The 26,349-nt window shown below is 72.7% G+C and carries 24 protein-coding genes; 6 read left to right on the top strand and 18 right to left on the bottom strand.

Annotated features, from left to right (window positions below; genetic code table 11):
- Positions 1-112: 112 nt before the first annotated feature.
- The 7 genes from ACYUD3_RS02555 to ACYUD3_RS02525 all read right to left on the bottom strand — a co-directional run bounded on the left by ACYUD3_RS02555 (position 113) and on the right by ACYUD3_RS02525 (position 8,765).
- Entirely contained in the window at positions 113-2,956 is a 2,844-nt protein-coding gene (locus ACYUD3_RS02555; protein ID WP_470962752.1) for a DEAD/DEAH box helicase, read from the bottom strand.
- A gap of 164 nt (positions 2,957-3,120) precedes the next feature.
- Positions 3,121-3,714, bottom strand: a complete 594-nt coding sequence (locus tag ACYUD3_RS02550; RefSeq protein WP_470962749.1) for a sugar kinase — start codon at positions 3,712-3,714, stop codon at positions 3,121-3,123.
- Positions 3,711-4,859: an ROK family glucokinase gene (locus ACYUD3_RS02545; RefSeq protein WP_470962747.1), complete on the bottom strand. Its 1,149-nt coding sequence runs from the start codon at positions 4,857-4,859 to the stop codon at positions 3,711-3,713. Before ACYUD3_RS02545 ends, ACYUD3_RS02550 begins: the two co-directional genes overlap by 4 nt.
- A gap of 112 nt (positions 4,860-4,971) precedes the next feature.
- Positions 4,972-5,763 (bottom strand): ATP-binding cassette domain-containing protein, encoded by a 792-nt coding sequence (locus tag ACYUD3_RS02540; protein ID WP_470962743.1) that lies wholly within the window; start codon positions 5,761-5,763, stop codon positions 4,972-4,974.
- Complete coding sequence (locus tag ACYUD3_RS02535) at positions 5,760-6,782, bottom strand: ABC transporter permease (RefSeq protein ID WP_470962740.1); 1,023 nt, start codon at positions 6,780-6,782, stop codon at positions 5,760-5,762. Before ACYUD3_RS02535 ends, ACYUD3_RS02540 begins: the two co-directional genes overlap by 4 nt.
- Positions 6,779-7,783, bottom strand: coding sequence for a sugar ABC transporter substrate-binding protein (locus tag ACYUD3_RS02530; protein ID WP_470962737.1), 1,005 nt, complete (start codon positions 7,781-7,783; stop codon positions 6,779-6,781). The genes ACYUD3_RS02535 and ACYUD3_RS02530 overlap by 4 nt, the downstream gene beginning before the upstream one ends.
- Positions 7,784-8,027: 244 nt before the next feature.
- Positions 8,028-8,765: a GntR family transcriptional regulator gene (locus ACYUD3_RS02525; RefSeq protein WP_470963905.1), complete on the bottom strand. Its 738-nt coding sequence runs from the start codon at positions 8,763-8,765 to the stop codon at positions 8,028-8,030.
- Between the two features lie 129 nt (positions 8,766-8,894).
- On the opposite strand from ACYUD3_RS02525, the gene ACYUD3_RS02520 reads away from it, so the two are divergent.
- The gene (locus ACYUD3_RS02520) at positions 8,895-9,905 is read left to right on the top strand and encodes a Gfo/Idh/MocA family protein (protein ID WP_470962734.1); all 1,011 of its coding nucleotides are present in this window, start codon (positions 8,895-8,897) and stop codon (positions 9,903-9,905) included.
- Between the two features lie 98 nt (positions 9,906-10,003).
- Here the strand turns inward: ACYUD3_RS02520 and ACYUD3_RS02515 are convergent, their stop codons facing one another.
- From ACYUD3_RS02515 to ACYUD3_RS02505, 3 genes are all read right to left on the bottom strand, one after another.
- Positions 10,004-11,227 (bottom strand): cytochrome P450 family protein, encoded by a 1,224-nt coding sequence (locus tag ACYUD3_RS02515; protein ID WP_470962730.1) that lies wholly within the window; start codon positions 11,225-11,227, stop codon positions 10,004-10,006.
- A 60-nt stretch (positions 11,228-11,287) separates the two neighbouring features.
- Positions 11,288-11,959, bottom strand: coding sequence for a response regulator (locus tag ACYUD3_RS02510; RefSeq protein WP_470962727.1), 672 nt, complete (start codon positions 11,957-11,959; stop codon positions 11,288-11,290).
- Between the two features lie 207 nt (positions 11,960-12,166).
- Complete coding sequence (locus ACYUD3_RS02505; RefSeq protein ID WP_470962724.1) at positions 12,167-13,462, bottom strand: sensor histidine kinase; 1,296 nt, start codon at positions 13,460-13,462, stop codon at positions 12,167-12,169.
- Between the two features lie 208 nt (positions 13,463-13,670).
- Here ACYUD3_RS02505 and ACYUD3_RS02500 point away from each other — a divergent pair, with 208 nt between their 5' ends.
- Positions 13,671-13,871, top strand: a complete 201-nt coding sequence (locus tag ACYUD3_RS02500; protein ID WP_470962721.1) for a hypothetical protein — start codon at positions 13,671-13,673, stop codon at positions 13,869-13,871.
- A gap of 94 nt (positions 13,872-13,965) precedes the next feature.
- Here ACYUD3_RS02500 and ACYUD3_RS02495 read toward each other — a convergent pair whose 3' ends face one another.
- The 4 genes from ACYUD3_RS02495 to allB form a co-directional block, all read right to left on the bottom strand.
- Positions 13,966-14,352 carry a guanyl-specific ribonuclease gene (locus tag ACYUD3_RS02495; RefSeq protein WP_470962718.1) on the bottom strand — a complete coding sequence of 129 codons (387 nt, stop codon included), beginning with the start codon at positions 14,350-14,352 and terminating at the stop codon, positions 13,966-13,968.
- Between the two features lie 203 nt (positions 14,353-14,555).
- The gene (locus ACYUD3_RS02490) at positions 14,556-15,386 is read right to left on the bottom strand and encodes an AIM24 family protein (protein WP_470962715.1); all 831 of its coding nucleotides are present in this window, start codon (positions 15,384-15,386) and stop codon (positions 14,556-14,558) included.
- Between the two features lie 49 nt (positions 15,387-15,435).
- The gene (gene alc / locus ACYUD3_RS02485) at positions 15,436-16,551 is read right to left on the bottom strand and encodes an allantoicase (RefSeq protein ID WP_470962712.1); all 1,116 of its coding nucleotides are present in this window, start codon (positions 16,549-16,551) and stop codon (positions 15,436-15,438) included.
- A gap of 26 nt (positions 16,552-16,577) precedes the next feature.
- On the bottom strand, positions 16,578-17,918 hold the full coding sequence (gene allB / locus ACYUD3_RS02480) for an allantoinase AllB (RefSeq protein WP_470962709.1): 1,341 nt from the start codon (positions 17,916-17,918) through the stop codon (positions 16,578-16,580).
- A 258-nt stretch (positions 17,919-18,176) separates the two neighbouring features.
- Between allB and ACYUD3_RS02475 the strand changes: the two genes are divergently transcribed.
- On the top strand, positions 18,177-18,968 hold the full coding sequence (locus tag ACYUD3_RS02475) for an IclR family transcriptional regulator (RefSeq protein ID WP_470962706.1): 792 nt from the start codon (positions 18,177-18,179) through the stop codon (positions 18,966-18,968).
- Positions 18,969-19,011: 43 nt separating this feature from the next.
- Here ACYUD3_RS02475 and ACYUD3_RS02470 read toward each other — a convergent pair whose 3' ends face one another.
- Positions 19,012-19,326 carry a DUF5955 family protein gene (locus ACYUD3_RS02470; RefSeq protein ID WP_470962703.1) on the bottom strand — a complete coding sequence of 105 codons (315 nt, stop codon included), beginning with the start codon at positions 19,324-19,326 and terminating at the stop codon, positions 19,012-19,014.
- Positions 19,327-19,517: 191 nt separating this feature from the next.
- Between ACYUD3_RS02470 and ACYUD3_RS02465 the strand changes: the two genes are divergently transcribed.
- Together ACYUD3_RS02465 and aceB are read left to right on the top strand one after the other, a co-directional pair.
- The gene (locus tag ACYUD3_RS02465; protein WP_470962700.1) at positions 19,518-20,135 is read left to right on the top strand and encodes a nucleotidyltransferase family protein; all 618 of its coding nucleotides are present in this window, start codon (positions 19,518-19,520) and stop codon (positions 20,133-20,135) included.
- Positions 20,136-20,314: 179 nt separating this feature from the next.
- A complete protein-coding gene (gene aceB / locus ACYUD3_RS02460; protein WP_470962697.1) occupies positions 20,315-21,940 on the top strand; it encodes a malate synthase A in 1,626 nt (541 codons plus the stop codon).
- Between the two features lie 74 nt (positions 21,941-22,014).
- On the opposite strand, the gene ACYUD3_RS02455 is transcribed toward aceB, so the two are convergent.
- Genes ACYUD3_RS02455 through ACYUD3_RS02445 form a run of 3 tightly spaced genes read right to left on the bottom strand, consistent with a single transcriptional unit; the run spans position 22,015 to position 24,661 of the window.
- Positions 22,015-22,284 carry an Rdx family protein gene (locus tag ACYUD3_RS02455; RefSeq protein ID WP_470962694.1) on the bottom strand — a complete coding sequence of 90 codons (270 nt, stop codon included), beginning with the start codon at positions 22,282-22,284 and terminating at the stop codon, positions 22,015-22,017.
- Positions 22,281-23,189, bottom strand: a complete 909-nt coding sequence (locus tag ACYUD3_RS02450) for a HipA family kinase (RefSeq protein WP_470962691.1) — start codon at positions 23,187-23,189, stop codon at positions 22,281-22,283. The genes ACYUD3_RS02455 and ACYUD3_RS02450 overlap by 4 nt, the downstream gene beginning before the upstream one ends.
- A gap of 20 nt (positions 23,190-23,209) precedes the next feature.
- Positions 23,210-24,661, bottom strand: coding sequence for an IucA/IucC family protein (locus tag ACYUD3_RS02445; RefSeq protein WP_470962688.1), 1,452 nt, complete (start codon positions 24,659-24,661; stop codon positions 23,210-23,212).
- A 134-nt stretch (positions 24,662-24,795) separates the two neighbouring features.
- On the opposite strand from ACYUD3_RS02445, the gene ACYUD3_RS02440 reads away from it, so the two are divergent.
- Positions 24,796-26,295 carry an IucA/IucC family protein gene (locus tag ACYUD3_RS02440; protein WP_470962685.1) on the top strand — a complete coding sequence of 500 codons (1,500 nt, stop codon included), beginning with the start codon at positions 24,796-24,798 and terminating at the stop codon, positions 26,293-26,295.
- Positions 26,296-26,349: the final 54 nt, after the last annotated feature.

Below are 26,349 nucleotides of genomic sequence, written 5' to 3'. Positions count from 1 at the left end.
ACCCGCAACGCCTCCCGCAGAGCCTCCCGCGCGGCCTGCGCGGAACCCCCCTCCGCGCGGCCCTCCGCAGCACGCCCCTCCACGCACCCCTCCCCGCACGTCTCCTCCCCCATCACGCCTCCCTCCGCAGCGACACAAGGTCCGACAGCTCGCGGTCGGTGAGTTCCGTCAGGGACGCCTCACCGGCGCCGAGGATCGCGTCGGCCAGGGCGCGCTTGCCGGCGAGCATGTCGCTGATGCGGTCCTCGACGGTGCCCTCGGTGATGAGGCGGTGGACCTGGACGGGCTGGGTCTGGCCGATGCGGTAGGCGCGGTCGGTGGCCTGCTCCTCGACGGCCGGGTTCCACCAGCGGTCGACGTGGATGACGTGCCCCGCGCGGGTGAGGTTCAGACCGGTGCCGGCCGCCTTGAGGGAGAGGACGAGGACGGGGACCGTACCCGCCTGGAAGCGGTCGACCATGCGCTCGCGCTCGGGGACGGGTGTGCCGCCGTGCAGGAGGTCGACGGGGACCGCGCGGGCGGTGAGATGGGCGGTGATCAGGCGGGCCATGCCGACGTACTGGGTGAAGACGAGGGCGGAACCGTCCTCGGCTAGGACGGTGTCCAACAGCTCGTCCAGGAGGGAGAGTTTCCCGGAACGGCCGGTGAGACGGTCAGGGCCGGCGGCCTCCCCCTTGGGGACCGAGGAAACAGGCTCCCCCTTAAGGACAGCCTCCTCCTTGAGGTAGAGGGCGGGGTGATCACAGATCTGCTTGAGGGCCCCGAGCAGCTTGAGGACGAGACCGCGCCGCGCGATCCCGTCGGAGGTCTCGATGGCGAGCATCGACTCACGTACGACGGCCTCGTACAGAGCTGCCTGTTCGCGGGTGAGCGGGACGGGGTGGTCGGTCTCGGTCTTGGGCGGGAGTTCGGGGACGATCCCGGGGTCGGACTTCTTGCGGCGCAGCAGGAAGGGCCGTACGAGGCGGGCGAGGCGTTCGGCGGCCTCGGGGTCCTCGCCGTTCTCCACCGCGCGCGCGTGGCGGGCGCGGAAGGCCTTGAGGGGGCCGAGGAGTCCGGGGGTGGTCCAGTCGAGGAGGGCCCACAGTTCGGAGAGGTTGTTCTCGACGGGGGTGCCGGTGAGCGCCACGCGCGCGGGCGCGGGGATGGTGCGCAGGGCTTTGGCGGTGGCGGAGTAGGGGTTCTTGACGTGCTGCGCCTCGTCGGCGACGACCATGCCCCAGGGGCGTTCGGTGAGGGTGTGCACGGCGGAGCGGAGGGTGCCGTAGGTGGTGAGGACGAAGCCGTCGGTGAGGCCGTCCAGGGTGCGTTCGGGGCCGTGGAAGCGGCGGACGGGGACGCCGGGGGCGAACTTGGTGATCTCGCGCTGCCAGTTGCCGAGGAGGGAGGCGGGGCAGACCACGAGGGTGGGTTCGGGGCGGGCGCGGCGCAGGTGCAGGGCGATGAGGGTGACGGTCTTGCCGAGGCCCATGTCGTCGGCGAGGCAGCCGCCGAGGCCCAGGGAGGTCATCATCTCCAGCCAGGCGAGGCCGCGCAGCTGGTAGTCGCGCAGGGTGGCGCGCAGTCCTGGCGGGGGTTCGGCGGGCCGCAGTCCGGCCGTGAGGCGGTCGCGCAGGGTCGCGAGGGCGCCCATGGGGACGGCCTCGACGCTCTCGCCGTCGACCTCGGCGGCGCCGGTGAGGGCGGCGGACAGCGCGTCGACCGGGTCGAGCAGGCCGAGTTCGCGCTTGCGGGCCTTGCGGACCAGTTCGGGGTCGACGAGGACCCATTGGTCGCGCAGGCGTACGACGGGGCGGTGGGCCTCGGCGAGGGCGTCCATCTCGGCCTCGGTGAGCGGGTCGCCGCCGAGGGCCAGCTGCCAGCGGAAGGTGAGGAGTTCGTCGCCCTCGAAGAAGCCGGTGCCGTCGGTGGCGGAGCCGGGGGCGGGGCGGACGACGGCGGTGGCGGTGAGGTCCTGGGCGAGGTCGCGGGGCCAGTGGACGGCGACCCCGGCGGCGGCGAGCCGGGTCGCGGCCCGGCCCAGCAGGTCGGCGAGCTCTTCCTCGGTGAGGGCGAGGACGTCGGGCGCGTCCTGGTCGGCGAGGCGGGCCAGCGGGGGCCAGACGCGGGCGGCGCGGCGTACGGCGAGGGCGGCGTCCACGCGCGCGCGGGGTCCGAAGGCGGGGTCGGCGGCGCCCGCCCAGAGGGCTGCCGCGTCGGTGACGAGGGCGGGGTCGGCGAGGCTGTGCACCTGGACGATCGCGGCGCCCGCGCGGTGGGCCTGTTCGGTGTCGTCGAAGAGGTCGTGCGCCGCCAGGTCGAGGCGCAGGGAGATCCGTACGCCCGCGTCGCGTCCGGCGGCGACCTCGGCGGCCCAGTCGCGGGCGCCGGGCAGCCGTTGCGGGGGGCGGGCGGCGAAGGGGCGGCCGACGGTGTGGGGTGCGGCCGGGGTGCGGGGCAGGGTGTCGGCGACGGCGTCCAGGAAGGCCCGCAGCAGGGTCTCGGGGTCGGGCAGGCGCAGTGGTCCGGGTCCGGGGAGCGGGACGGCGTGGCCTTCGTAGGGCAGGGCGGCGGCGATGGCGCGGAGGTGGGTGAGGTCTTCGGGGTCGAGGGGGCCTGCGCGCCAGGCGTCCTCGCCGGCCGGGGTGAGTCCGGGCAGCAGGCGTCCGCGCGCGGTGAGCCGCAGGGCGTGCAGGGCGGCGGCGCCCCAGCAGGCGGTCGCGGGGTGGGCGGCGGGGTCGTGGCGGGCTTGTACGAGCAGGGGCAGCGCGCGGTCGACGGGCAGGGTGATCGCCGGGGTCGGCCGGCGGCGGACGGAGGCCGCGCCGTGGGGTCGTACGACGGTCAGGTCCGTGGGGTCGCCGGCGGCGGGGAGCGGGGCGTCGGTGGGGTCCCAGAAGGCGACGCGGCCCTGGCGGGGCGGGGAGGCGGGGAGGAAGACGGCCGCGAGCCGTGCGGGCACCTGGTCCGTGGTCATGTGCTGCGTTCACCTCCCGCCTGTCGGTCCGTTCCGGTCGTCTCCGACTCTACGGGCGGGGTCTGACAATGGGCCTGTGGCCCGCTGCGGGGCCGGTCCGGGCCGTCCGGGCGGGGAGGGTGCCCGGGGCGTCGTACGGGGCTGTGAGGGCGTCGTACGGGCGTTCAGGGTGCGGTGCGGGAGACGAGGTACACGACGGGTGCGTCGGGGTTCGCGGTGTTGACCATGGCGTCCAGGGTCGGCTGGGGGTTCTTCTGCTCCTTGACGAGGCCGAACCAGACGCCGTGCGCGGCGGAGGGGCCGGTGAAGTCCCAGCCGGTGATCTTCTGGTCGCGGGCGCTGATCGTGACGCGGTCCTTGGTCAGGTCGGCGCGGGTCAGGCCGCTGTCCCTGAGGAACGTGTCGAGTCCGGCCGCGGTGGTGCGGAAGCGGACGTAGAGGCGGCTGGTCCTCCAGTTGTTGGTCTCGTAGGAGGAGACCTTGTACGAGGGGTCCGGGATGTGGACCTGGTAGAGGCGGCGCTGGACGCGGGAGGGCCAGCCCAGGGTGAGGCCGGTCGCGGAGTACTTGGCTTCCTTGTCCTTGCCGCTGTCGCGGCTCTGCGCGGCGGAGATCACCAGGTAGCCGGCGGGGACGCCGATGAGCAGGACGATGATCAGCAGGGTGAGCGCCCGGCGGCGGACCACGTGGCGGCGGTCCTCCGGCGGGCGGGGCGGCTCGTCCGGCGGGGCGGCCTGGCGGGGCAGGGAGGCGGTCATGCGGAGTCCCGCATGCGGCGGGCGGCCTCGGCGGACCGCTCGTAGCGCTCGTAGCGCTCCACGCGGCGGCGCTTGGCGCGGCGGAAGCGGCGGGCGACCAGGCGGGCGAGGTCGGCGGCGCCGACCATGCCGGCCTCGGGGCCGAGCTGCGCGCGCACGATGCGTGCCTCGGGGCGGTAGCCGCGGCCGGTGAGCTGGCGCTTGAAGGCGTCCCGCGCGGGCGCGATGAGCAGGTCGTCGGCGGCCGAGACGCCGCCGCCGATGACGAAGCACGACGGGTCGAGGGCGGCGGCCAGGTTGGCGATGCCGACGCCGAGCCACTGGCCGATGTCCTGGAGGAGCTCGATGCACATCGCGTCGCCCTCGCGCGCGAGTTCGGTGATCATCGGCCCGGTGATGTCGCCGATCTGCCCCTTGACGTGCTCCAGGATGCCGTACGCGACCGGGGAGTCGGCGGCGGCGAGCTCCCTGGCCTCGCGCACCAGGGCGTTGCCGGAGCTGTACTGCTCCCAGCAGCCGCGGTTGCCGCACGGGCAGCGGTGGCCGCCGGGGACGACCTGCATGTGCCCGAACTCGCCGGCGACGCCGTACTTGCCGCGCTTGACCTGGCCGTCCTCCAGGATCGCGCCGCCGATGCCGGTGCCCAGGGTGATCATGACCAGGTGGTCCTCGCCGCGTCCGGCGCCGAAGCGCCACTCCGCCCAGGCGGCGGTGTTGGCGTCGTTGTCGACCAGGACGGGCACCGAGAGGCGGCCGGAGAGGCGGTCGCGCAGGGGTTCGTTGCGCCAGGACAGGTGCGGGGCGAACAGGACGCGGTTGCGGTCGGCGTCGACCCAGCCGGCGGCGCCGATGCCGACGGCGTGCACGTCGTGCCGGTCGGAGAGGTCCAGGACCAGTTCGACGATGGTGTCCTCGACGACCTTGGGGCTCTTGGACTTGTCCGGGGTCTCGGTGCGGACCTTCTCCAGGATGTTGCCGTCGGCGTCGACCACGCCCGCCATCACCTTGGTGCCGCCGATGTCGATGCCGACCGTCGGCACCCGGGGCGCCGTCAGGTGGGAACGACGCTCTCGGGTGCCTGCGGTGCGCAGCACGGTGGCCCGGCGGGAGCCGATGGGGGCGCTGAAGTCGCGGTAGGTGCTCATCGGGCTCGATTCTGCCGCACGCGTCCGCCGGGCGCCGAGCGGGGCGGGAGAGGTCCCGCGCGCGGGGTGGCGGTCCGGTGGTGGCCCCGCGCGCGTACGACTCTAGGCGTCCTCAGCGCCTCTGGAGTTCGTGCCGCAGGTCGTCCAGGTCGCTGCCGCCCGCCATCTGCCGGGTCAGTTCGTCCAGGGTGATCTCGTGGCGTTCGTAGTTGCCGACGCGTTCGCCCCGGCGCAGGAGGACGAATCTGTCGCCCACCAGGTACGCGTGGTGGGGGTTGTGTGTGATGAGGACCACCCCCAGGCCTTCGTCGCGGGCGGCGGCGACGTACTTGAGGACGACGCCGGACTGTTTGACGCCGAGGGCGGCCGTCGGTTCGTCGAGGACGAGGACCTTGGCGCCGAAGTGCACCGCGCGGGCGATGGCGACGCACTGGCGCTCGCCGCCCGACAGTGTGCCGATGGGTTGATCGACGTCACGCAGGTCGATGCCCATGCGCAGGAGTTCCGCGCGGGTGGTGCGGCGCATGTGGTCGACGTCGAGGCGTTTGAAGGGGCCTTTGCCGACGCGGGGTTCGGAGCCGAGGAAGAAGTTGCGCCAGACCGGCATGAGGCCGACGACGGCGAGGTCCTGGTAGACCGTGGCGATGCCGCGGTCCAGGGCGTCGCGCGGGGAGGCGAGGCGGGTTGATTCGCCGTCAATGTTGACGGTGCCGCCGTCATGTTGATGCAGTCCGGCGATGATCTTGATCAACGTTGATTTGCCCGCGCCGTTGTCGCCGAGGACGCAGGTGATCTCCCCGGCGTGGACGGCCAGGGAGACGCCCTCCAGCGCGCGGATGTTGCCGTAGTGCTTGCTGACGTCGGTCAGCTCCACGAGGGCCGTGCGGGTGTCCGTCTCGCTCATGCGCTCGCCTCCGCGCGCTTGCGGACCCAGGTGTTGAGCAGGGTCGCGAGGAGCAGCATCGCCCCGAGGAAGAACTTGAACCAGTCGGGGTTCCACTCGGCGAAGACGATGCCCTTGCTGGTCATGCCGAAGATGAGCGCGCCGACCGCCGAGCCGACGGCGCTGCCGTAGCCGCCGGTGATCAGACAGCCGCCGATGACGGCCGCGATGATGTAGATCAGCTCGTTGCCGACGCCCTCGCCGGACTGGACGACGTCGTACGAGAAGAGCAGGTGCTGGCCGGAGATCCAGGCGCCGAAGGCGACGCCCATGTAGAGGCCGACCTTGGTCCTCGTGACGGGTACGCCCACCGCGCGCGCGGCGTCCTCGTTGCCGCCGACGGCGAAGATCCAGTTGCCCGCGCGGGTGCGCAGCAGGATCCAGGAGGCGAGGGCGACCAGGACGAACCACCACAGGATGGTGACCTTGAAGGCGACGCCGCCGATCGTGAGGGTGGAGGCGAACAGGTCGTGCGCGCTGGGGAAACCCTGCATGTCCGCGATCGTCTTGGTGGAGACCGTGTCGTCGATCAACTTGGTCAAGCCGAGATTCAACCCGGTCAACATGAGAAACGTGCCGAGCGTGACGATGAAGCTCGGCAGTCCTGTACGGGTGAGCACGAAGCCGTTGAAAGCGCCGATCGCCAGGGTCGTCAGCAAGGACACCCCGACGCCGACCCAGACGTTCGCGGTCATCTGGTAGCTGAACATGGACGAGATCAATGCTGACGACGTGACCATGACGCCGGCCGACAGGTCGAACTCGCCGCCGATCATCAGCAGGGCGACGGGGACGGCCATGATGCCGATCGTCGACGACGCGTACAGGACGGTCGACAGGCTCTCCGGGCGCAGGAAGCTGCTCGCGGTCAGCGCGAAGAACAGGAAGACCGCGACGGCGCCGACGACCGAGCCGAGTTCGGGCCGGCCCAGGAGCCTGCGCAGCGCGGAGCGCTCCAGAAGGCGCTCGTCGGCGCTCATCGGGTGCCCCGCTCGGTGTAGTCGAGGAGCCGGGCCGCCTGGTCCTTGGTGACGATCTGGGGGCCGGTCAGAACGGGCTGGCCGCCGCCCAGGACGTCGTCGTTGTACTTGTACAGCCACAGCAGGTCGACGGCCTCGTAGCCCTGGAGGTAGGGCTGCTGGTCGACGGCGAAGCCCAGGGAGCCGTCCTTGAGGCCGGCGGCGACCTTGGCGTTGAGGTCGAAGGTGTCGACCTCGGCCTTGCTGCCCGCGGTCTGCTTGGCCTTGACGGCGGTGTCGGCGTACGGGGCGCCCAGGGTGACGACGGCGTCGACCGACGGGTCGGCCTGGAGTTTGGCCTCGATCGCGGACTGCACGTCGGGCATGTTGGTGCCGTTGACGTACAGGTTCTGGACGCTGCCGGTGAACGTCTTGGCGACGCCCGCGCAGCGCTGCTCATGGCCGACGTTGCCCTGCTCGTGCAGGATGCACAGCGCCTTCTTCCTGCCGCGCTTGTTCAGCTCCTCGCCGACGGCCTCACCGGCGACGGACTCGTCCTGGCCGATGTGAGTGAGCGCGCCGAACGCCTTGGACTCGGCGGAGCCGGAGTTGACGGTGATCACCGGGATGCCGGCCTTCTCCGCGCGGGCGACGGCGTCCTTCATGGCGTCCGGCTTGGCCAGGGTGACGATGATCCCGTCGACCTTCTTGTCGACGGCCGCGTCGACCAGCTGGGCCTGCTGCTGGGCCTCGTCGTCGTGCGAGTACAGGAAGTTGATGTTGTCCTTGACGGCGGCCTGCTTGGCGCCGTTCTGGACGATGTCCCAGAAGGTGTCGCCGTCACCCGAGTGGGTGATCATCGCGAACGTCCAGCGGGGGGTGTCCACCGCCGACCTGCCCCCGGCCGCCGCGGCCTTGCGGGCGTCCTCGGCGCGCTTGCCCCCGGTGCTGCTGCATCCCGCGAGGGACACGCACAGCACCCCCGCCACCGCGATCCCTGCCCAGGTCCGAAACCGTGCCACGAGGCCGTGCCCTTCTTGCCGTCTTGCCGTGCTCTGTCGCGTACGCCCGCCGATCGCTCAACGGACGCAAACGCCCCAGTATCGAACACAGGGGTCACGCGGCACCCGACCGGGGACCGCGACTCGGTCGCATTGTCCGGACATTCGGGCAGCTCAGAGGGGTCGACACGCAGAAAGTGAGCCATGCGCGCGCGGGAAGAGCGGGCGACGGGCGGACGCCTACGCGCGCGGGATCACAGCGTCCTCAGGGTCGTACGAGGAGCTGGAACTCGAAGGAGTAGCGGCTGGGGCGGTAGATGTGGTCGCCGAACTCGACGGCGCGGCCGGTGTCGTCGAAGGTGGTGCGCTGCATGGTCAGCAGGGGGGCGCCCTCGGGCTCGGCGAGACGTTCCGCCTCGGGGGCGGTGGCCGCGCGGGCGCCGATGGACTGGCGGGCGCTGTGCAGGGTGATGCCGGCCGCGCGCATCAGGCGGTAGAGCCCGGTGGCCTCCAGCTGGCCCGTGTCGAGCTCCAGGAGGCCGCTGGGCAGGTGGTTGCACAGATACGCCATCGGCTCGCCGTGGGCCAGCCTGAGGCGCTCCACGCGCTGCACCTCGCTGCCCTCGGCGACGCCGAGCGCGGCGGCGACCTCGGCGGTGGCCGGGACCGTGTCGTTGACCAGGACGGTCGTCGCGGGACGCTGCCCGGCCGACTCCAGGTCGTCGTAGAGGCTGCTGAGCTCCAGGGGGCGCTTGACCTGGCTGTGGACGACCTGGGTGCCGACGCCCCTGCGGCGCACCAGCAGGCCCTTGTCGACGAGCGACTGGATGGCCTGGCGGACCGTCGGACGCGACAGCCCCAGGCGCGCGGCCAGCTCGATCTCGTTGCCGAGGAGACTGCCCGGGGTGAGCGAACCGTGCTCGATGGCCGCCTCCAGTTGCTGCGACAACTGGAAGTACAGCGGCACCGGGGAACTTCTGTCCACGCGGAGCTCCAGTTGCACGGTCAGGTCCACTTCTGGTTTCGGCACGGGCCGAGCGTAGCTGTGAGGCACGTTGACGGGAAGTTGTGCGGTCAGATTGTCCGGACATGCTCATTGACAGGGTGTGGCCTGCGACCTCAGTTTGTCTTCATGCGTATCGGGGTCATCGGGACGGGCCGCATCGGCACCATTCATGCGAACACACTGAGGCGGCACCGTGAGGTCGGTTCACTGATCCTCACGGACGCGGACCCCGCGCGGGCACAGGATCTGGCGCTGCGCCTGGGCGAGACGGCGGCCCCCGGGGTGGACGAGATCTTCCGCTGGGGCGTGGACGCCGTGGTCATCACCACGGCGACGTCCGCGCACGCCGAGCTGATCGGCCGGGCGGCGCGCTCGGGGCTGCCGGTGTTCTGCGAGAAACCGATCGCCCTGGACCTGCCCGGGACGTTACAGGCGATCGGCGAGGTCGAGGCGGCCGGGACGGTCCTCCAGATGGGCTTCCAGCGGCGGTTCGACGCCGGCTACCGGGGCGCCCGGGACGCCGTCCACGCGGGCCGTCTGGGGCGGCTGCACACCATCCGCGCGGTGACCTCCGACCAGTCCCCGCCGCCCGCCGCGTGGCTGCCGGTGTCCGGCGGGATCTACCGGGACGCCCTGATGCACGACTTCGACGCGCTGCGCTGGGTGACCGGCCGGGAGGTCGTCGACGTGTACGCCGCCGGGTCGGACACGGGCCCGGCGATGTTCCGCGCGGCCGGCGACGTCGACACGGCCGCCGCCGTCCTCACCCTGGAGGGCGGCACCCTGGCGACGGCGACCGCGACCCGCGTGAACGGCGCCGGGTACGACGTCCGCATGGAGCTCGCCGGGGAGCTGGACCAGATCGTCGTCGGCCTGGACGACCGCACGCCCATCGCCTCCACCGAGCCGACCGGTCCGCCGGCCGCCGACAAGCCCTGGACGGGCTTCCTGGAGCGCTTCGCGCCCGCCTACGAGGCCGAACTGCTGGCCTTCGTCGAGGTCGTCCGGGGCGAGCGCGCCAACCCCTGCGACGGCCGCGAGGCGCTTCAGGCGCTGCGGGTCGCCGAGGCCTGCGACATCTCCCGCCGCGAACGGCGGCCGGTGTACCTGGGGGAGATCGCCGGGGCCTATCTGTAAGCCCGGGTCCTAGGGAGCCCGGGTGCCAGAGAGCCTGGGTGCTTTGGAGAGCCTGGGTCCCTTGGAGCGCGCGCTCTGGGGCTCCTCCTCGGGACGGTCTACCAGCGCACCGGGAGGCTGCGCACGCCGCGTATCAGCATCCCGGGGAGCCATTCCCCGGGTGGGCCGTCGAGGGTGAGGTCGGGGGCGCGGTCGAGGAGGGCGCGCAGGGCGACGCGGGCCTCCAGGCGGGCCAGGGGTGCGCCGAGGCAGTGGTGGATGCCGTGGCCGAAGGCGAGGTGGCCGCGCGGGTCGCGGCGGGCGTCGAAGCGGTCCGGGTCGGCGAACCGCGCGGGGGCGCGGTCGGCGGCGGCCAGGCTGACCATCACCGACTCGCCCTGCTTTATGGCGGTCCCGGCGATCTCCAAGGGCTCGGCGGCGTACCGGAAGGTGGCGTTCTTCACCGGACCCTCCCAGCGCAGCGTCTCCTCGACGACGCCGTCCAGGAGCCCGGGGTCGGCGCGCAGGGCGGCGAGCCCGGCGGGGTCGGCGAGGAGGCCGTGCACCGTGTTGGTGATGAGGTTGACCGTCGTCTCATGGCCCGCGACCAGCAACAGGAAGGCCATCCCGCGCAGTTCGCCGGGCGAGAGGCGGTCGCCGTCCTGGGACGTCGTACGGATCAGGTCGCTCAGGAGGTCGCCGGTCGGGCGCGCGCAGCGTTTGTCCTCGATCAGCTCGGTCAGGTAGTCGCCGATCCGGAGGTAGGCGTTGTACGCGTTGCCCGGGACGCTGGGCGCTACCACCTCGTTCGACATCGCGCGGAAGGCCGCGCGGTCCAGTTCGGGGACGCCCAGGAGTTCGCAGATCACGGTGATCGGCAGGGGGTAGGAGAACGCCTCGACGAGGTCGGCGCGCCCGCGCGGGATCATCTCGTCGAGCAGTTCGTCGGCGATGCCGCGCACCCTGGGGGCGAGCCGCTGGACCCGGCCCGGGGTGAACGCGCGGGTGACGAGAGCGCGCAGCCGGGTGTGCCGGGGCGGGTCGCTGTCCAGCATGTGCGCCCCGATCGGGTCGTCGTACAGGTCCGCGACGCCGGCCCTCGAGGGGTCCTTGGCCAGCCGGGGGTCGGCGAGCGCCGCCCGCGCCTCGTCGTACCCGACGACCAGCCATGCCTCCACGAGGCCGTTCTCCGCGTCGAACCACACCCGGTGCACCGGCCCGCGCTCGCGCAGCCGCGCGAACACCGCGTACGGGTCGCGCCGGAACTCCTCGCCCGCCCGCCGCAGGTCGACCACTCCCGGTCCCTGCCCGCCGCGCTCCCCCATGCCGATCACGTCCCCCATGCCGAGCCCCCTCTCGTCACCTCCTTCAACGGACGGCGCCCGCTCGAAGTGCCCGGCCGCTCAGGTTTCTTCGTCCAGCAGGCCGGCGTCGTACGCGAGCAGCGCGATCTGCACCCGGTTGTTCAGGCCCAGCTTGGCGAGCACCCGGGAGACGTGGGCCTTGACCGTGGCCACGCTCATGAAGAGGTCCGCCGCGATCTCGGCGTTGCTGAGCCCCTGGCCGACGGCGACCGCCACCTCGCGCTCGCGTTCCCCCAGGGCGGCGAGACGTTCCCGCGCGCGTGCGCGCCGGGTGTCGGCCGCCGTCCCGACCGCGTGCGCCATCAGCTGCCGGGTGACCGTCGGCGACAGCACCGGTTCACCGGCCGCGACCTTCCGCACCGCCGCCAGGATCTCGGCGGGCGGCGTGTCCTTGAGCACGAATCCGGCCGCCCCCGCGCGCAGGGCCCGCAGCACCTGTTCGTCGGCGTGGAAGGTGGTGAGGACCACGACCTGCGGGGCGTCCTCACGCGCGCGCAGCCGCTCCGTCGCGGTCAGGCCGTCCATCGCCGGCATCCGGATGTCCATCAGCACGACGTCCGGCCGCGTCCGGCCGACGATCTCCTCGACCTCCGCGCCGTCGGCCGCCTCGCCGACGATCCTGATGTCGTCGGCCCCGCCCAGCATCAGCGACAGCCCGGCCCGCACCAAGGGGTCGTCGTCGACGAGGAGCAGTCTGATCGTCGTAGTCATGGGGTCACGAAATCATGGGTCGGGGTCGGGGTGGGGGCGGGGGTGGGTCGGGACGATACGGGTTCGTCGGTGCGGAGGCGTTGCGACGGTACGGTTTCGTCCCGCTGACCCTGCCGACGTCGCGACGCTACCGTCCCGTCGCGCCGACGCACCAGTACCGTTCCGACGTCCCCGTCACGACGAACCAGTACCGTCCCAACGCCCCCATCACGACGAACCGGTACCGTCCCGACGCCCCTCCCCCACCCCCCGCCAAGGCAGCCACCCCCGCACCTCGAACCCCCCGTCCTCGGTGACCTCATGGACGAGAGTCCCCCCGGCGAGGGCGGCGCGTTCGGTGAGGCCGATGAGGCCCTGGCCGGAGCCGGGGACGGGCGGGACGGGGCCGTCGGGGGCGGGGTTACGGACGGTGATGGTGAGGCCGTCGCCCGGGGCGCCGGTGACGGTGACGGTGACCTCGGCGCCAGGAGCGTGTTTGCGGGCGTTGGTGAGGGCTTCCTGGGCGATGCGGTAGGCGGTGCGGCCGACGGAGGCGGGGACGGCGGTGGGGTCGGTGACGTGCTGGTCGAGGGTGACCTTCATGCCAGCCTCGCGGGACTCGGCGGCGAGCGCGTCTAGGGCGCCGAGGGTGGGCTGGGGGCGGCCCCGGTCGTCGGGTTCGGCGGCGCGCAGGACGCCGATGATCTCGCGGAGGTCCTGGAGGGCCTCGTGGGCGCTCTCGCGGATGACGCCGGCCGCGCGGGCGATCTCCTCGGGCGGGGCGTCGGGGCGGAACTCCAGGGCGCCCGCGTGGACGCTGAGGAGGGTGAGGCGGTGGGCGAGGACGTCGTGCATCTCGCGCGCGATGGCTTCGCGGGCGAGCCGCTGGGCCTGTTCGCCGCGCAGCTGCGCCTCGGTCTCGGCGCGCCGCGCGCGGTCGCGCAGGCTGAGCATGAGCTGGCGCTTGGAGCGGACGAACATGCCCCAGCCGACGACCCCGGCGGTGAAGGTGGTGACCAGGACGACGGCGCCCAGGAAGGGCAGGTCGGGGTCGGGGCGCAGCCAGTAGAACAGCGGCACCAGGCCGAGGGAGATGCCGGTGACCCAGGCGACGTGTCTGAAGGGCCGGTGGACGACGAGGGTGAACAGGGAGACGAGCGCCGCGCCGCCCGCGCTGCTGGAGAGGAGGCTCATGGGCAGCATGGCGACGGCGAACCCGAGGGGCCAGCGGCGGCGCAGCCAGACCGCGGCGCAGGAGAGGGCGCCGAGGACCTGGTCGAGGACGACGAGGGAGTGCGGCAGGGCGGTCTCCTGGCGCAGGCTCTGGGCGGCGAGCAGGCCCACGAACACGGCCAGCAGGAACGCGGAGAAGTCCACGGCCCAGTCGCGGACGGTGCGCCGGGGCCGTCGTCCGGTCCGGTCGGGATGCTGGTGCGGGTCGAGGTCGGCCACGACCGACGACGGCAACAGCCATCTCCGGCCTTCGAACGCCCGTGTCCCCCGGTCATGCGTCACGGTCTTCACGGTCGACAAATCTACGCAGCCCGGACGGGGTGCGGAGGACGGCTGCGGCGATCGGCTACCGAAGTCACGGCGGCATCGACTTTCGGCCCGCCCGCGCGCGCGGGGACGCGTCTTCCGTAGGGAAGGCGAAGCCCCGCGGCCGATGCGCTGGGCAGGGCCGCGGGGCGAGGGTTTCGGGCATGGACCACTCGGTGGAGGTGCCCGGGAGATGAAGCAAGTGCTGGAGGTGGCGGGGTTTCTCGCCCTGGTGCAGGGCGTGCTGGGCCTGTTGCACGAGTTCGCCCACTGGGACGTGGGGCTCTTGCAGCGGGTCGGTTTCCTCGACGGTCACGAGGTGTACGCGAGCGTCGCGCTCCTGGCGCTCGCGTGCGCCCTGTTCGCCGTCGCGCGGAGCCGGAGGCCCGACTGAGCGCGTGGTCGGGTCTCCGGCGCCGTCGCGCCGTTCCTCGGGCCGGGTGTGGGGCCCCGGATCCCTGATCGGTCTCAGACCGCCGAGAGCGTTCTCAGCAGCTGTAGTTGACCAGGTTGAACGTGGCGTAGTGGTCGGAGGTGTAGTAGTCCTCCTGGTTGCGCTGCCCGGTGACGATGCGGCGGGCGCCGCGGGTGGAGGAGCCGGGCGTGATCACCGTGTACTCGTGGTAGTAGCCCGAGGACTGGCTGGGCAGGACGCCTTCGCGGTTCTGGAAGACGACGCCGTCCTGCGAGTACGGGAACGGGCCGCCCCGGTCGATCAGGTCCAGGGTGTCGTGCGCCTGCGAGGGCAGCCGGCTGTAGCAGATGCTGCCGACCGCGGCGGACGCCGGCGTGGCGGTGACGGCGCCGCCGACCAGGAGGGCGGACAGGACGGCGGCAGCGGCGCCGATGCGGGTGATGCGTGGGGGGAATCTCATGCCCTCATGATGACGCGCGTAGACGCGGGCATGTCAACGACAGGCGGGAAGAATTTCCCGTCAAGTCCGTTCTGTTTGCGGGAAGTTAACCTGGCGCCACCTGACGGCCGAAACTCCGTACGAGCCCCGCACGAAAGATCCCGCGCGGAGGGCTCAGGCCCGCCGGCGCGTCCCCGCGCGGTGGGTGTCGTCCCGTGCGGAGTTCAGCCCGCGTGGGTGGAGAACAGGCCGCCCGTCGGCCCTTGTTTGTCGCCGCCCTGGGCCTTCTTCAGGGCGTTGGCGAGGCTCTCGATGGTGAGCGACTGGAGGATGACCTGTCCGTCGCCCTCCAGGGTGGCCAGGGAGAGCCCCTCGCCGCCGAAGACGGCGTTCATCATCCCCTGGCGGTTGAGGCCGCCCACGCGCTGGACGCCGTAGCGGATGCCCTCCTCGAAGGCGACGACGCAGCCCGTGTCGACCTCGATACGGCCGCCGAAGTCCGCCGGGTTGAGGTCGATGAAGTTGCCCGCGCCCGCGATGATCACCGTGCCGTGCCCGGTGAACTTCTCCAGGATGAAGCCCTCGCCGCCGCTCATGCCCGTACGGCCGCCCTGGAAGGCGATGCCGAACTCGACGCCGGACTCGGCGGCCACGAAGGCGTCCTTCTCGGCGAACCACGCGCGCGTGCCGGTCAGTTCCAGCGCCCGCATCTCGCCGGGCAGCACGCCCGCGAAGCCGACGGTGCCCTCGCCGCCCTGGGCGGTGAAGTACTGGAACGCCAGCGACTCGCCCGCGAGGACGCGCTGGCCGACCTGCATGGCCGTCCCCATGGCCTGGCGCAGCATCCCGCCCATGCCGCCGCCCGCGCCGCCGCCGGAGCCCCCGCCGCCCTGCTGCTGCCCGCCGCCCGAGGGGCCGCCCAGCCGGGTCTCCATGGTCACGTTCGCCGTCTTGAACAGGAACTTGCCGGCCTCGCAGTACACGGTCTGGCCGGGACGCAGGTTGACGACCGCCATCTGCATGGCGTTGCCGACGATCTCTTGCTGAAGGGTCACATCGGGGGAACGCGCGAACCGGCCGCCGAGTTCCGGCCACCGGCGAAGGTCAGCCGCCCAGCTCCTGATGCCGCGCCACGAGTGCCGCCGTCCCCGCTTCCGTCAGCGAGCCGAACAGCCGCAGCCGGGAGATGCCGCCGTCGGGGAAGATGTCCACGCGCGCGTGGGTGGCGACGACGGGGGCGGGCAGGACGAAGCGGTGGTCGGTGTCGGGCTGGAGGCGGGTGCGGGGCAGGGCCTCGCGCCATTCGCCGTCCTCGCCGTCCTTCACGGACACCGACGCCCAGCCCGCGCTGTTGCCCTTGAGGTAGGCCGTGTCGATGGCCACCGCGCGGATCTCGGCCTGTGCGGCGAGGCGGTAGCGGATCCAGTCGTTGCCCTGGTCGCGGCGGCGGCGGGTCTCCCAGCCGTCGTCCATCTGGCGGGAGCGGCCGGGGCGGATGGTGTTGGAGGCCGGGGAGTAGAACAGGTTGGAGGCGTCCTCGGCGTGGCCACCGTGCTCCAGGGCGACGACGTCGAAGGTGCCGAGGGCGGCGAGCCAGGCCGGGTCGGGCACGACCTCGCCGTACACGCGCAGGCGCGCGATGCCGCCGTCGGGGTGCTGGTTGAGGCGCAGGTGGGTGAAGCGCTGCTCCACGGCGACCTCGAAGCCGTTCGCGGCGTGCCCGCCGACCTCCGTGCGCGGGACGAGCGTCGTCCACTTGACGTCGTCCCCGAGCAGCTCCTTCGGGGAGGGCGTGCCCGGGACGGAGGCGGCCTCTACGGAGACGGCCTTCGGGTAGTTGCCCCGGAAGTGCGCGGTGTCGACGACGATGCCGCGTACGACGCCCGGGGCGCCGAGGCGGATCAGCGCCCAGTCATGGTCGTCGGCCGACGGCCAGGGGTGCTCGGCGCTCGCGCCGCGCCTGCGGCGGGTCTCCCAGCCGTCCATGACCTTGCCCTTGTGGCCGAAGTGCTCGGGGTCGAAGACCGCGCGGCCGGGCAGCAGGAGGTTCTCGCGGTGGGCGAAGAACTCGTCGTTGGCGGCGATCACCCCGGCGCCGAGCTGCCGGTCGGCGAGGTCGGCGAGGTGGGTGAACGGGAAGTCGGCGGTGCGGTGGTCCGCGTACGGGTCACCGCCCTGGTAGGGCTGCGCGTCGCCGGTGAAACGGGGGATCGCCGTCACGGGGGTGCCTTTCGGGTGCGGGTTGCTCAGGGGGTGCGGGTCAGCAGACGGCCTTCCGGCTCGCCGAACTCCCCGCGCGCGTGGATGCGTGTCCCGCGCAGCCAGGTCGACTGCACGACGCCGTACAGGGTCTTGCCCGCGTACGCGGTGACGCGGTTGCGGTGCTGGAGGGTCTGCGGGTCGACGGTGAAGGTCTCGTCGGGTGCGAGGACCGCGAAGTCGGCGTCGTGGCCGGGGGCGATCGCGCCTTTGCGGCCGTCGAGGCCCACGAGGGCCGCCGTCCGCGCGGACATCCAGCGCACGACGTCCTCCAGCGCATACCCGCGCGCGCGGGCTTCGGTCCAGACGGCGGCGAGGCTGAGCTGGAGGCCGGATATGCCGCCCCAGGCGGTGGCGAAGTCGGGGGTCTTCAGGTCGGCGGTGGACGGCGAGTGGTCGGTGACCACGCAGTCGATCGTGCCGTCGGCGAGGGCCTGCCACAGCAGGTCCTGGTTGGCGGCCTCGCGGATGGGCGGGCAGCACTTGAACTCGCTGGCGCCGTCGGGGACTTCCTCGGCGGTGAGGGTGAGGTAGTGCGGGCAGGTCTCGGCGGTGATGCGCACGCCGTCGGCCTTGGCCTTCGCGATGAGGGGCAGAGCGTCGCTGGAGGACAGGTGCAGGACGTGCACGCGCGCGTGCAGGCGCTTGGCGTGCTCGATGAGGTGCGCGATGGCCGTGTCCTCGGCTCCGCGCGGGCGGGAGGCGAGGAAGTCGGCGTACTTGGGGCCGCCCTGCTGGGGGGCGGCCTCCAGGTGGCGGGGGTCCTCCGCGTGGACGATCAGCAGGCCGTCGAAGGCGGCGATCTCCTCCAGCGCGCGGGCGAGTTCGTCCTGGCCGAGGTGGGGGAACTCGTCGACCCCTGAGGGCGACAGGAACGCCTTGAAGCCGAAGACCCCGGCGTCGTGCAGGGGGCGCAGGTCGGCGGTGTTGTCCGGGAGGGCGCCGCCCCAGAAGCCGACGTCGACGTGCGCCTTGTCGGCGGCGACCTCCCGCTTGACGCGCAGGTGGTCGACGGTCGTGGTCGGCGGCAGGGAGTTCAGGGGCATGTCGACGAGGGTGGTGACGCCGCCGGCCGCCGCCGCGCGCGTGGCGGTCCAGAAGCCTTCCCAGTGGGTGCGCCCCGGGTCGTTGACGTGCACGTGGGTGTCGACGAGCCCCGGGAGGACGACATGGTCGCCGACGTCCTCCAGGCGGGCGCCTGCGGGGACCGGCGCGTCGTGGGGCAGGACGGCGGTGATCGTGCCGGCGGTGACCGTCACGGTGGCGGGGCGCGTGCCCTCGGGGGTGATCACGCGCGTGGAGCGCAGCACCAGTTCGACGTCGGACACCCGGGCCCCTCTCTGCCGGCGCGGCCCCGCTTCACGTGCCGGAAACGAGGATTTACACGCCTGTCATGGAATTCAACGTTCTGTTGAACGAGTCTTCACTCAGGCCCCTCGGACCGTCAAGAGCCCCCCTGCCACCCTCGCCGTTTCCGGAATGCGGAAGTACACTTTCGTCAGCCAGAACGTAGTCATGCGCCAGCCGGGAGTCAACCGACCGACGGGTAGTCTTCTGCCCTTCACGTCGTCCGAAAGGAACGCGCCGTGCCGACGTCCAGCGCCAGCACCTCCGACTCCGCCCGGTCAGCCGGCGGCGTCCAGTCCCTTGAGCGCGCCTTCGACCTGCTGGAACGGATGGCCGACGCGGGCGGCGAGGTCGGGCTGAGCGAGCTGTCGGCGAGCAGCGGGCTGCCCCTGCCGACCATCCACCGCCTGATGCGCACCCTCGTGGTCTGCGGCTACGTCCGCCAGCAGCCCAACCGCCGCTATGCGCTGGGCCCCCGCCTGATCCGCCTGGGCGAGTCCGCGTCCCGGCTGCTCGGCACCTGGGCGCGCCCGCACCTGGCGCGGCTGGTCGAGGAGACCGGGGAGACGGCCAACATGGCGCTCCTGGACGGCGACGAGATCGTCTACGTCGCCCAGGTGCCGTCCAAGCACTCCATGCGCATGTTCACCGAGGTCGGCCGGCGCGTCCTGCCGCACTCCACGGGCGTCGGCAAGGCGCTCCTGGCGGGCTTCCCCGAAAACGACGTACGCGCCCTTCTGGGTCGCACTGGGATGCCCGCGGCGACGGACCGGACCATCACCTCGCCCGACGCCTTCCTGGCCGCTCTGGCGGACGTACGCGGCCTCGGGTACGCCGTCGACGACAACGAGCAGGAGATCGGCGTGCGCTGTCTGGCCGTCCCGGTCCCCGACTCGCCGACGGCCGCCGCGATCTCGATCTCCGGTCCGGCGGGCCGCGTCACGGAGGCCGCGACGCAGCACATCGTCCCGGTGCTCCAGGAGGTCGCGCGGGAGCTGTCGCAGGCGCTGGCGAACCAGAACCACGCCTGACGCGCCACCAGGGGCGCCGAGCGGCATCCCGCGCGGATGCCTCCTACGGCTTCGGCGCCACCCCGAACAGCTCGACCGCCGCGCGGACGTCCGCGAGCCCGCGCGCGAGGGCGCTCACCGAGCCGATCGCGCCGGCGACGGCCAATAAGGAGCTGCGCAGCCGGGGGATCTCGGGAGTGCCGTGCTCCACCATGGCGGCGAGCGCGGCCAGTTCCTCCTCGGCGATCGCGCGGTCGGTGAACTCGGCCGGATGGGCGGCCAGTTCACGCCGCAGCCGGGCGACGGCCGACCGTAAGCCGATCACTCTGGGGTCGTCGTCCCCGCCGGTCACCGGCCTTTGCCCCGCACTTCGCAGCACAGTTCTCTCCCCCCTCGCGCACCCGCGCGCGCGAGTCGCGCGTGTCCTGCGGCCGTGGTCGGACGCCGAAGGACGCGGGTCAGTAAACGCCACCCTTACGGTGCGGCGCCACATAAAAGACAGAAAATCAGCCCTTTGACATCAGCACCGTGCGACCGGCCACCCACAGGGCGTCAGGTATCACAGGACCCATGACACACAAGGAAGTTCCGATCACCGGCCTGGTCCTCGCGGCGGGCGGCGGGCGCCGCCTGGGCGGCCGTCCCAAGGCGCTGCTCCTCCACCAGGGCCGCCCCCTCGTCGAACACGCCGTCCAGGTGCTGCGTACGGCCGGCCTCGCGCGCGTGCACGTCGTCCTGGGCGCCGCCGCCGACACCGTGCGCGAGCGCGCGCGGCTGGACGGGTGCGTGCTGGTGGACAACCCCGGGTGGGCCGAGGGCATGGGGTCGTCACTGCGAGCCGGGCTGGCGTCGCTGGCCGGGACGGGGGCGCGGGCCGTGCTGGTGTCCCTGGTGGACCAGCCGGGCATCGGCGCCGAGGCGACCCTCCGGGTGCTCGCCGCGTACGAGGGCGCGGGGACGCTGGCGGCGGCCTGTTACGACGGGGTGCGCGGGCATCCGGTGCTGTTCGGGGCGGCGCACTGGGCGGGGGTCGCGGAGGCGGCGGACGGGGACCGGGGGGCACGGGGGTACCTGAAGGCCCACGAGGGGGCCGTACGGCTCGTGGAGTGCGGGGATGTGGCCGAGGCCTACGACATCGACACGGAGGCCGATCTGGGGCGCCTGGAGGGGCTTCAGGGGGCAGGGTGAGGGAACCCGGCCGCCGGCCTGCCGCTTCCGGCACCGGCGGCCCATTGAAGTTCCACGATGAGGAAACTAGTATCCATTTTTAGCCCAGCCCAAGCCCCACCCGCACCCGCACCCGCACCCGCACCCGCACCCGACGCAACCCACACCCCGCGCCCCCTCCGCGAAGGAAGTGACCGCTCATGTCCGCATCGGCGCCGCCCCCGCTGACCATCGTCGACGCCGGACCGCTGCCCCGGCAGGAGGAAGTCCTGACCGACGCGGCGCTGGCCTTCGTGGCCGAGCTGCACGCGCGGTTCACGCCCCGCCGGGCCGAGCTGCTCGCCCGCCGCGCCGAGCGCCGCGCGGAGATCGCCCGCACCTCCACGCTGGACTTCCTGCCGGAGACCGCCGCGATCCGCGCGGACGACTCCTGGCGCGTCGCCCCCTCCCCGGCCGCCCTGGAGGACCGGCGGGTGGAGATCACCGGCCCCACCGACCGCAAGATGACGGTCAACGCCCTCAACTCCGGCGCGCGGATCTGGCTCGCGGACTTCGAGGACGCCTCCGCGCCGACGTGGGAGAACGTCGTCCTGGGCCAGCTGAACCTGATCGACGCCTATAGGCGCACCATCGACTTCACCGACGAGCGCACCGGCAAGTCGTACGCCCTCAAGGACGACGCCCAGCTCGCCACTGTCGTCATGCGCCCGCGCGGATGGCACCTCGACGAGCGGCACCTGGTCGACGCGGACGGCGGCCAGGTCCCGGGCGCCTTCGTCGACTTCGGGCTGTACTTCTTCCACAACGCGCGGCGGCTGCTGGACCTCGGCAAGGGGCCGTACTTCTACCTCCCGAAGACCGAGTCGCACCTCGAAGCGCGGCTGTGGAACGACGTGTTCGTGTTCGCCCAGGACTACGTGGGCGTGCCCCAGGGCACGATCCGCGCGACCGTCCTGATCGAGACCATCACGGCCGCGTACGAGATGGAGGAGATCCTCTACGAACTGCGCGACCACGCCTCGGGGCTGAACGCGGGCCGCTGGGACTACCTGTTCTCCATCGTGAAGAACTTCCGTGACGGCGGCGCCAAGTTCGTCCTGCCGGACCGCAACGCGGTGACCATGACGGCCCCGTTCATGCGCGCCTACACCGAACTCCTCGTGCGCACCTGCCACAAGCGCGGCGCGCACGCGATCGGCGGCATGGCCGCGTTCATCCCGTCCCGCCGGGACGCGGAGGTCAACAAGGTCGCCTTCGAGAAGGTCCGCGCGGACAAGGACCGTGAGGCGAACGACGGTTTCGACGGCTCCTGGGTCGCCCATCCCGACCTCGTCCCGATCGCCCTGGAGTCCTTCGACAAGGTCCTCGGCGACAGGCCGAACCAGAAGGACCGGCTGCGCGAGGACGTCCATGTGGCGGCGGCCGACCTGATCGCGGTCGACTCCCTCGCCGCGAAGCCGACGTACGACGGTCTCGTCAACGCCGTCCAGGTGGGCGTCCGTTACATCGAGGCGTGGCTGCGCGGGCTCGGCGCGGTCGCCATCTTCAACCTCATGGAGGACGCGGCGACCGCCGAGATCTCCCGTTCGCAGATCTGGCAGTGGATCAACGCGGGCGTCGAGTTCGAGAACGGCGAGCGGGCGACCCCGGAGCTGGCCCGCAAGGTCGCCGCCGAGGAACTCGCCGCCCTCAAGGCCGAGCTGGGCGAGGAAGCCTTCAACTCCGGCCACTGGCAGCAGGCCCACGACCTGCTGCTCCAGGTCGCCCTGGACGACGACTACGCGGACTTCCTGACGCTGCCCGCGTACCAGCAGCTGCGCGGCTGACCCGACAACGGCTGACCCGGCAACGGCCGGCCCGGCAAGGGCCGCCGCTCACCAAGAGCCGCCCCAACGCTCCGTCACTTCTCCGAGTGGCCCAGGGACTTCCCCGGGGCCACTCGGTCGCGTACGACCCTCTTCACGGCCGTCGGCTCGGGGAACCCCTGCTCGCGCCGGTCCCATACGACCTCACCGTCGACCCGCACCACGAACACCCCGCCCGTGCCCGGCTTCAGCGCCAGCTCGGTCAGCTCCGCCTCGAACGTGGTCAGCAGCTCCTGCGCGAGCCACGCCGCGCGCGGCAGCCAGCGGCACTGTGTGCAGTACTCGATCTCGACACGGCCACTCACCCGAGATGCACCGACCAATCCTGCTCAGCCGCGGGCTTGCCATGCAGATCAGGTACCTGCTTGAGCCACGCGGGACGACCTTGCTGACTCCGCGCGGTGCGCAGCGCCTCTTCGGCGGCCAGCTCCGCGCGGCTGGGGAAATCGGTGGGCAGCCACTGCTGCGAGGCCTCCACACGCGCGTGGAGGTACGCCACGTACGCCTCCCGGGCCGCGTCCGGGGTGGCGAAGTCCTCGGTCAGCCAGGCGTCCGGGACTTCGGCGACGACCGCGCGGAGCAGCTCTTCGGTGACCTTGGGCGCGAGTTCGGCGTCGGCGGCGCGCACGTCGGGTCCGTAGTGGCCGAGGGCGTGGTGGCGGAAGTCGTACCGCTTGGCGGGCTCGGAGGCGTCCCAGCGGTGGTGGAAGACCAGGGCGGCGCCATGGTCGATCAACCATAGATGCGGATCAACAGTTCCCAGGGTGGGCCAGACCATCAAGTTGGAACTGTGGACGGTGCGGTCAACATTGACGGTGAGCGCGTCCAGCCAGACGACGCGGCCGGCCTCCAGAGGGCCGACGGGGAACGTCTTGGCGACCTCCGGGGTGAAGTCGGCCGCGCCCGGCAGATAGTCCATCCCGAGGTTGATCCCGGCGCTCGCCGCGTGCAGTTCGCGCACCTCCTGGTGCGGCTCGTCGGCGGCGATCACGGGGTCGAAGCCGACCAGGACGAGTTCGGGGAAGCGCAGCCCCAGCGCCCGCGCGAGTTCACCGACGATCACCTCGGCGACCAGTGCCTTGCGCCCCTGCGCGGAGCCGGTGAACTTGACGACGTACGTGCCCAGGTCGTCGGCCTCGACGACCCCGGGCACGGAACCGCCCGACCTCAGCGGGGTCACGTATCGGACGGCAGTCACTTCGCGCAGCACACGGGCCAGCCTAAGCCAGGTCAGGAGGCGGCCAGCGGGTTGGGCAGCGGCAGGTAGCGGGCGTCCGCGCCGTCCGCGCCGGTCCAGCGCAGCAGCAGATTCGTCTTGCCGGGCACTGTGGGCGCCGTCAGCAGGTCCATGGCCTCCGGGAGCCCGTGGCGGGCGAACTCGCGCCGTACGGCCGCCCAGGGGCCGTAACCGGGGTGGTGTGCGGCGAGCGCGCCCGCGATCTCGGCGAGGTGGTTGACGACAAGCGTGTACACGAGCCGTTCCCAGCCGGCGGTCCGCCCGACGTCGGCGAGGAGCTTCACGCCCTCGGCGTCGCGGAACAACGCGCGCGCGGGAGTGCCGTCCGCGCGGACGGTCACCAGAGTGTTCTGGGCGTGTGCTTCGAGGACGACGCCGTGGTCGGCGAAAGCGGTGAGGGCGGGCGGTACGACGGCCGCCAGGTACGCCGTCCACCAGGCCTCCGGGTCGGCCGCGCGGGCCAGCGGGCTGCCGTCGAAGCCCTCGGTGAGGCCCGCGGCGAGCAGCGGGGTCTCCCCGGGCGGGACCACGCCGTGCAGGCCGTCGCGGACCATCACGGCCAGTTCCTCGAAGGCGAACGCGGCCGTGCGGTAGCCGCGGTCGCTCAGCCAGGCGCCGGGCAGGGCGCGGGTCGCGGCCTCGTCGGTGCGGCGGAGTCTGCGCAGGTCGTGGGCCCACAGGCGGCGGATGTCGTTGGTGATGCGGACGTCCAGGCTGAACTTGAGGAACAGGTCGCGCGCGGGGTCGTACACCGTGCGGATCGCGGCCGTCGGCCAGGTGTCCGGCGTCGTCTCGCCGAGGCGGATCAGGCGGCCGTCGGCGAACGGCTCCCGCAGTGCGTCGGCGGCCAGTTCCAGCTGCCAGGGGTGTGCGGGCAGGAGGCGGTAACCGCGCGGTGCCTCGCCGAGGGCGTCCAGGGCCGTCGTGTCGCCCTCCTCGGCCATCTGGTCCTCGCGCAGCCCCAGGAGCGTCAGCGGGAAGCGGGCGTACGCCTCGGGCGCGTACGGCAGCCAGCGCGCCGCCGGGCCGCCGCCGCGCGCCTTGGGGGCCGGATGGTAGGGGTGGCCGGTGATCAGGGACTGCTCAGAGCGCAGGTACAGGTCGTCGGGCGCGCCCCCGCGCGCGCGTGCGTGCAGGATCGCCGCGACCGCCTCCCGGCTGTCGAGCATCTCGGCGGGCAGGTCCGGGTTGTCGACCCCGGTGTGCAGCCGCAGTTCCTCGGCGACGAGCTTGACCAGCTCGCCGTGGCCGAGCCGGAGCGCGGGCCCGACCAGCTCCGGGTCCGCGGGCCTGCGGGTGCCGCGCACCCGCAGCAGCCGGCCGCTGGGCAGCCGGTGGACGCCCGGCTGTTCCGTGGGCCGCGCGACCTCCCGCAGCAGGCAGTTGAGCAGCGGCGCGGCGGCGTAGGCGTCGGCGGACGGGGGGTCGATGGGCACGCGGTTCACTCGTTCTCTACGGTCCGTGCGGGCAGGGGCGATCAGTATCGCCACGGGCACAGCCTGCCATGACACTCTCCGTACGCTTTCCGTCCGTATCGTCCGCTGTCCCCCGGCGAAGCCTCGTCCCAAGGAGCCCGTCCGTGCACCGTCCCCCCACCGCCGAGGCCGAGCTCGCGGCCGAACTGGCCGTCCACCGGCCGGATCTCGGCCCCCGGTACACGGCCGCCCTGCCCGGCGCCCGTGCCGCCGTCCTGACCCGCCTGTGGCGCGCCCTGGCCCACGAGCCGCTGCCCTGGATCACGTCCCGCGAGCACACCCCCGCCGGTACGACGCTCCGCCTCGCCGACGGCCGCCGCCTGCACGGCCCGCTCCCGGACCCGTTCGCGACCGCCGCGTACGTCACCGCCGTCGAGCTGGAGCATGTCGCGTACGACGACCCCGCGCGCCTGGTCACGGACCTCGGGGTGCCGCACGGGGCGGTGTTCGCGGCCGAACTGGCGCACAGCGCGGCCTCATTGGCGCTGTCGCGGGCCAACCAGGCCGCTCCTGAGGAGAGTTGGCCGGAATCGGACTGGGAGTGGGAGCAGCGGGTCGTCGACGGGCACCCGTACCACCCCAACTGCCGTTCGCGGCCCGGTTTCTCGGCGGCCGAGCAGCTGGCGTACGGGCCGGAGCACCGGGCGGCGGTACGGCTGGCACTCGTGCCGGTGCCGGTCTCGGAGTGCCTGGTGTCGGGGGTGTGGCCGGACGAACTGCGCGACGGGGAGCGGCTGTTGATCCCGGTGCACCCGTGGCAGGCGCGGCACGTGCTGAAGCGGTCCGGGGACGCGGGGCTCACCGCGCATCCGCTGATGTCGCTGCGCACGCTGGCGCTGCCGGACGGCGGGCCGCATGTCAAGACCGCGCTGAGCGCCCGGCTGACGTCGTCCGTGCGGGACATCTCGGTGGGTTCGGTGCTCGCCTCGGCGGCCCTGTCGGAGTTCGCGGAGACGGTGGCGGCCCGTACGGGCGGGCTGCTGCACGTCACGCGGACGCCGGGGGCGGCGACGGCCGACTCCCCGGATCTGGCGGCGGTCTGGCGCGAGTCGCCCCGCCGGTACGCGGGCCCCGGCGAGCACGTCGTACCGGTGGCCGCCCTGGCCACCACCCAACTCCCCGCCACTCCGGGCTGGTTGGGAGAATTCGCCCGGCTCTGTCTGACCGTCGGGCTGCAACTCCTCGATCTGGGGGTGGCGTTGGAGGCGCACGGGCAGAACCTCCTTGTGGTGCTGTCGGATTCGGGGGCCCCGCTGCGGCTGGTCTACCGGGATCTCGCCGACATCCGGGTGAGCCCGGCGCGGCTGGCCCGGCACGGCATCGCGCTGCCCGGACTGCCCGAGCGCATCCTCACGGACGACGTGACGGCCCTGCGCAGCAAGCTGTTCGGCTCGCTGGTCGCGGGCGCGCTCGGGTCGACGGCGGGCTCCCGTACGGCACTTGCGGGGGCGCTGGAGGCGGCGGTGCCGGGGCTGCCGGCGACCTCCGATCTCACGGCCCTGCGTGAACAGCCGCTGCCCACCAAGGCGTTGACGCTGATGCGGCTGTCGCCCGGCGTGCGCGGGGACCAATGGGCGCTGCTGCCCAGCCCGTTGCGGAACTGACCGTGTTCACCGGGGTGTTCCCCGGAGGCCCGCTCCGCGTCCCCGCCAAGGTCC

This window comes from Streptomyces sp. AMJ-169, from assembly GCF_055597585.1.
This window is presented reverse-complemented; position numbering and strand designations above follow the sequence as displayed.

Coding starts and splice junctions, on each gene's coding strand:
- ACYUD3_RS02535 (WP_470962740.1), bottom strand. CDS start 6,782: ATGAGCGCCGACGAGCGCCTTCTGGAGCGCTCCGCGCTGCGCAGGCTC.
- ACYUD3_RS02545 (WP_470962747.1), bottom strand. CDS start 4,859: ATGAGCACCTACCGCGACTTCAGCGCCCCCATCGGCTCCCGCCGGGCC.
- ACYUD3_RS02515 (WP_470962730.1), bottom strand. CDS start 11,227: ATGGGGGACGTGATCGGCATGGGGGAGCGCGGCGGGCAGGGACCGGGA.
- ACYUD3_RS02465 (WP_470962700.1), top strand. CDS start 19,518: ATGACACACAAGGAAGTTCCGATCACCGGCCTGGTCCTCGCGGCGGGC.
- ACYUD3_RS02520 (WP_470962734.1), top strand. CDS start 8,895: ATGCGTATCGGGGTCATCGGGACGGGCCGCATCGGCACCATTCATGCG.
- ACYUD3_RS02495 (WP_470962718.1), bottom strand. CDS start 14,352: ATGAGATTCCCCCCACGCATCACCCGCATCGGCGCCGCTGCCGCCGTC.
- aceB (WP_470962697.1), top strand. CDS start 20,315: ATGTCCGCATCGGCGCCGCCCCCGCTGACCATCGTCGACGCCGGACCG.
- ACYUD3_RS02500 (WP_470962721.1), top strand. CDS start 13,671: ATGAAGCAAGTGCTGGAGGTGGCGGGGTTTCTCGCCCTGGTGCAGGGC.
- ACYUD3_RS02555 (WP_470962752.1), bottom strand. CDS start 2,956: ATGACCACGGACCAGGTGCCCGCACGGCTCGCGGCCGTCTTCCTCCCC.
- ACYUD3_RS02550 (WP_470962749.1), bottom strand. CDS start 3,714: ATGACCGCCTCCCTGCCCCGCCAGGCCGCCCCGCCGGACGAGCCGCCC.
- ACYUD3_RS02540 (WP_470962743.1), bottom strand. CDS start 5,763: ATGAGCGAGACGGACACCCGCACGGCCCTCGTGGAGCTGACCGACGTC.
- ACYUD3_RS02510 (WP_470962727.1), bottom strand. CDS start 11,959: ATGACTACGACGATCAGACTGCTCCTCGTCGACGACGACCCCTTGGTG.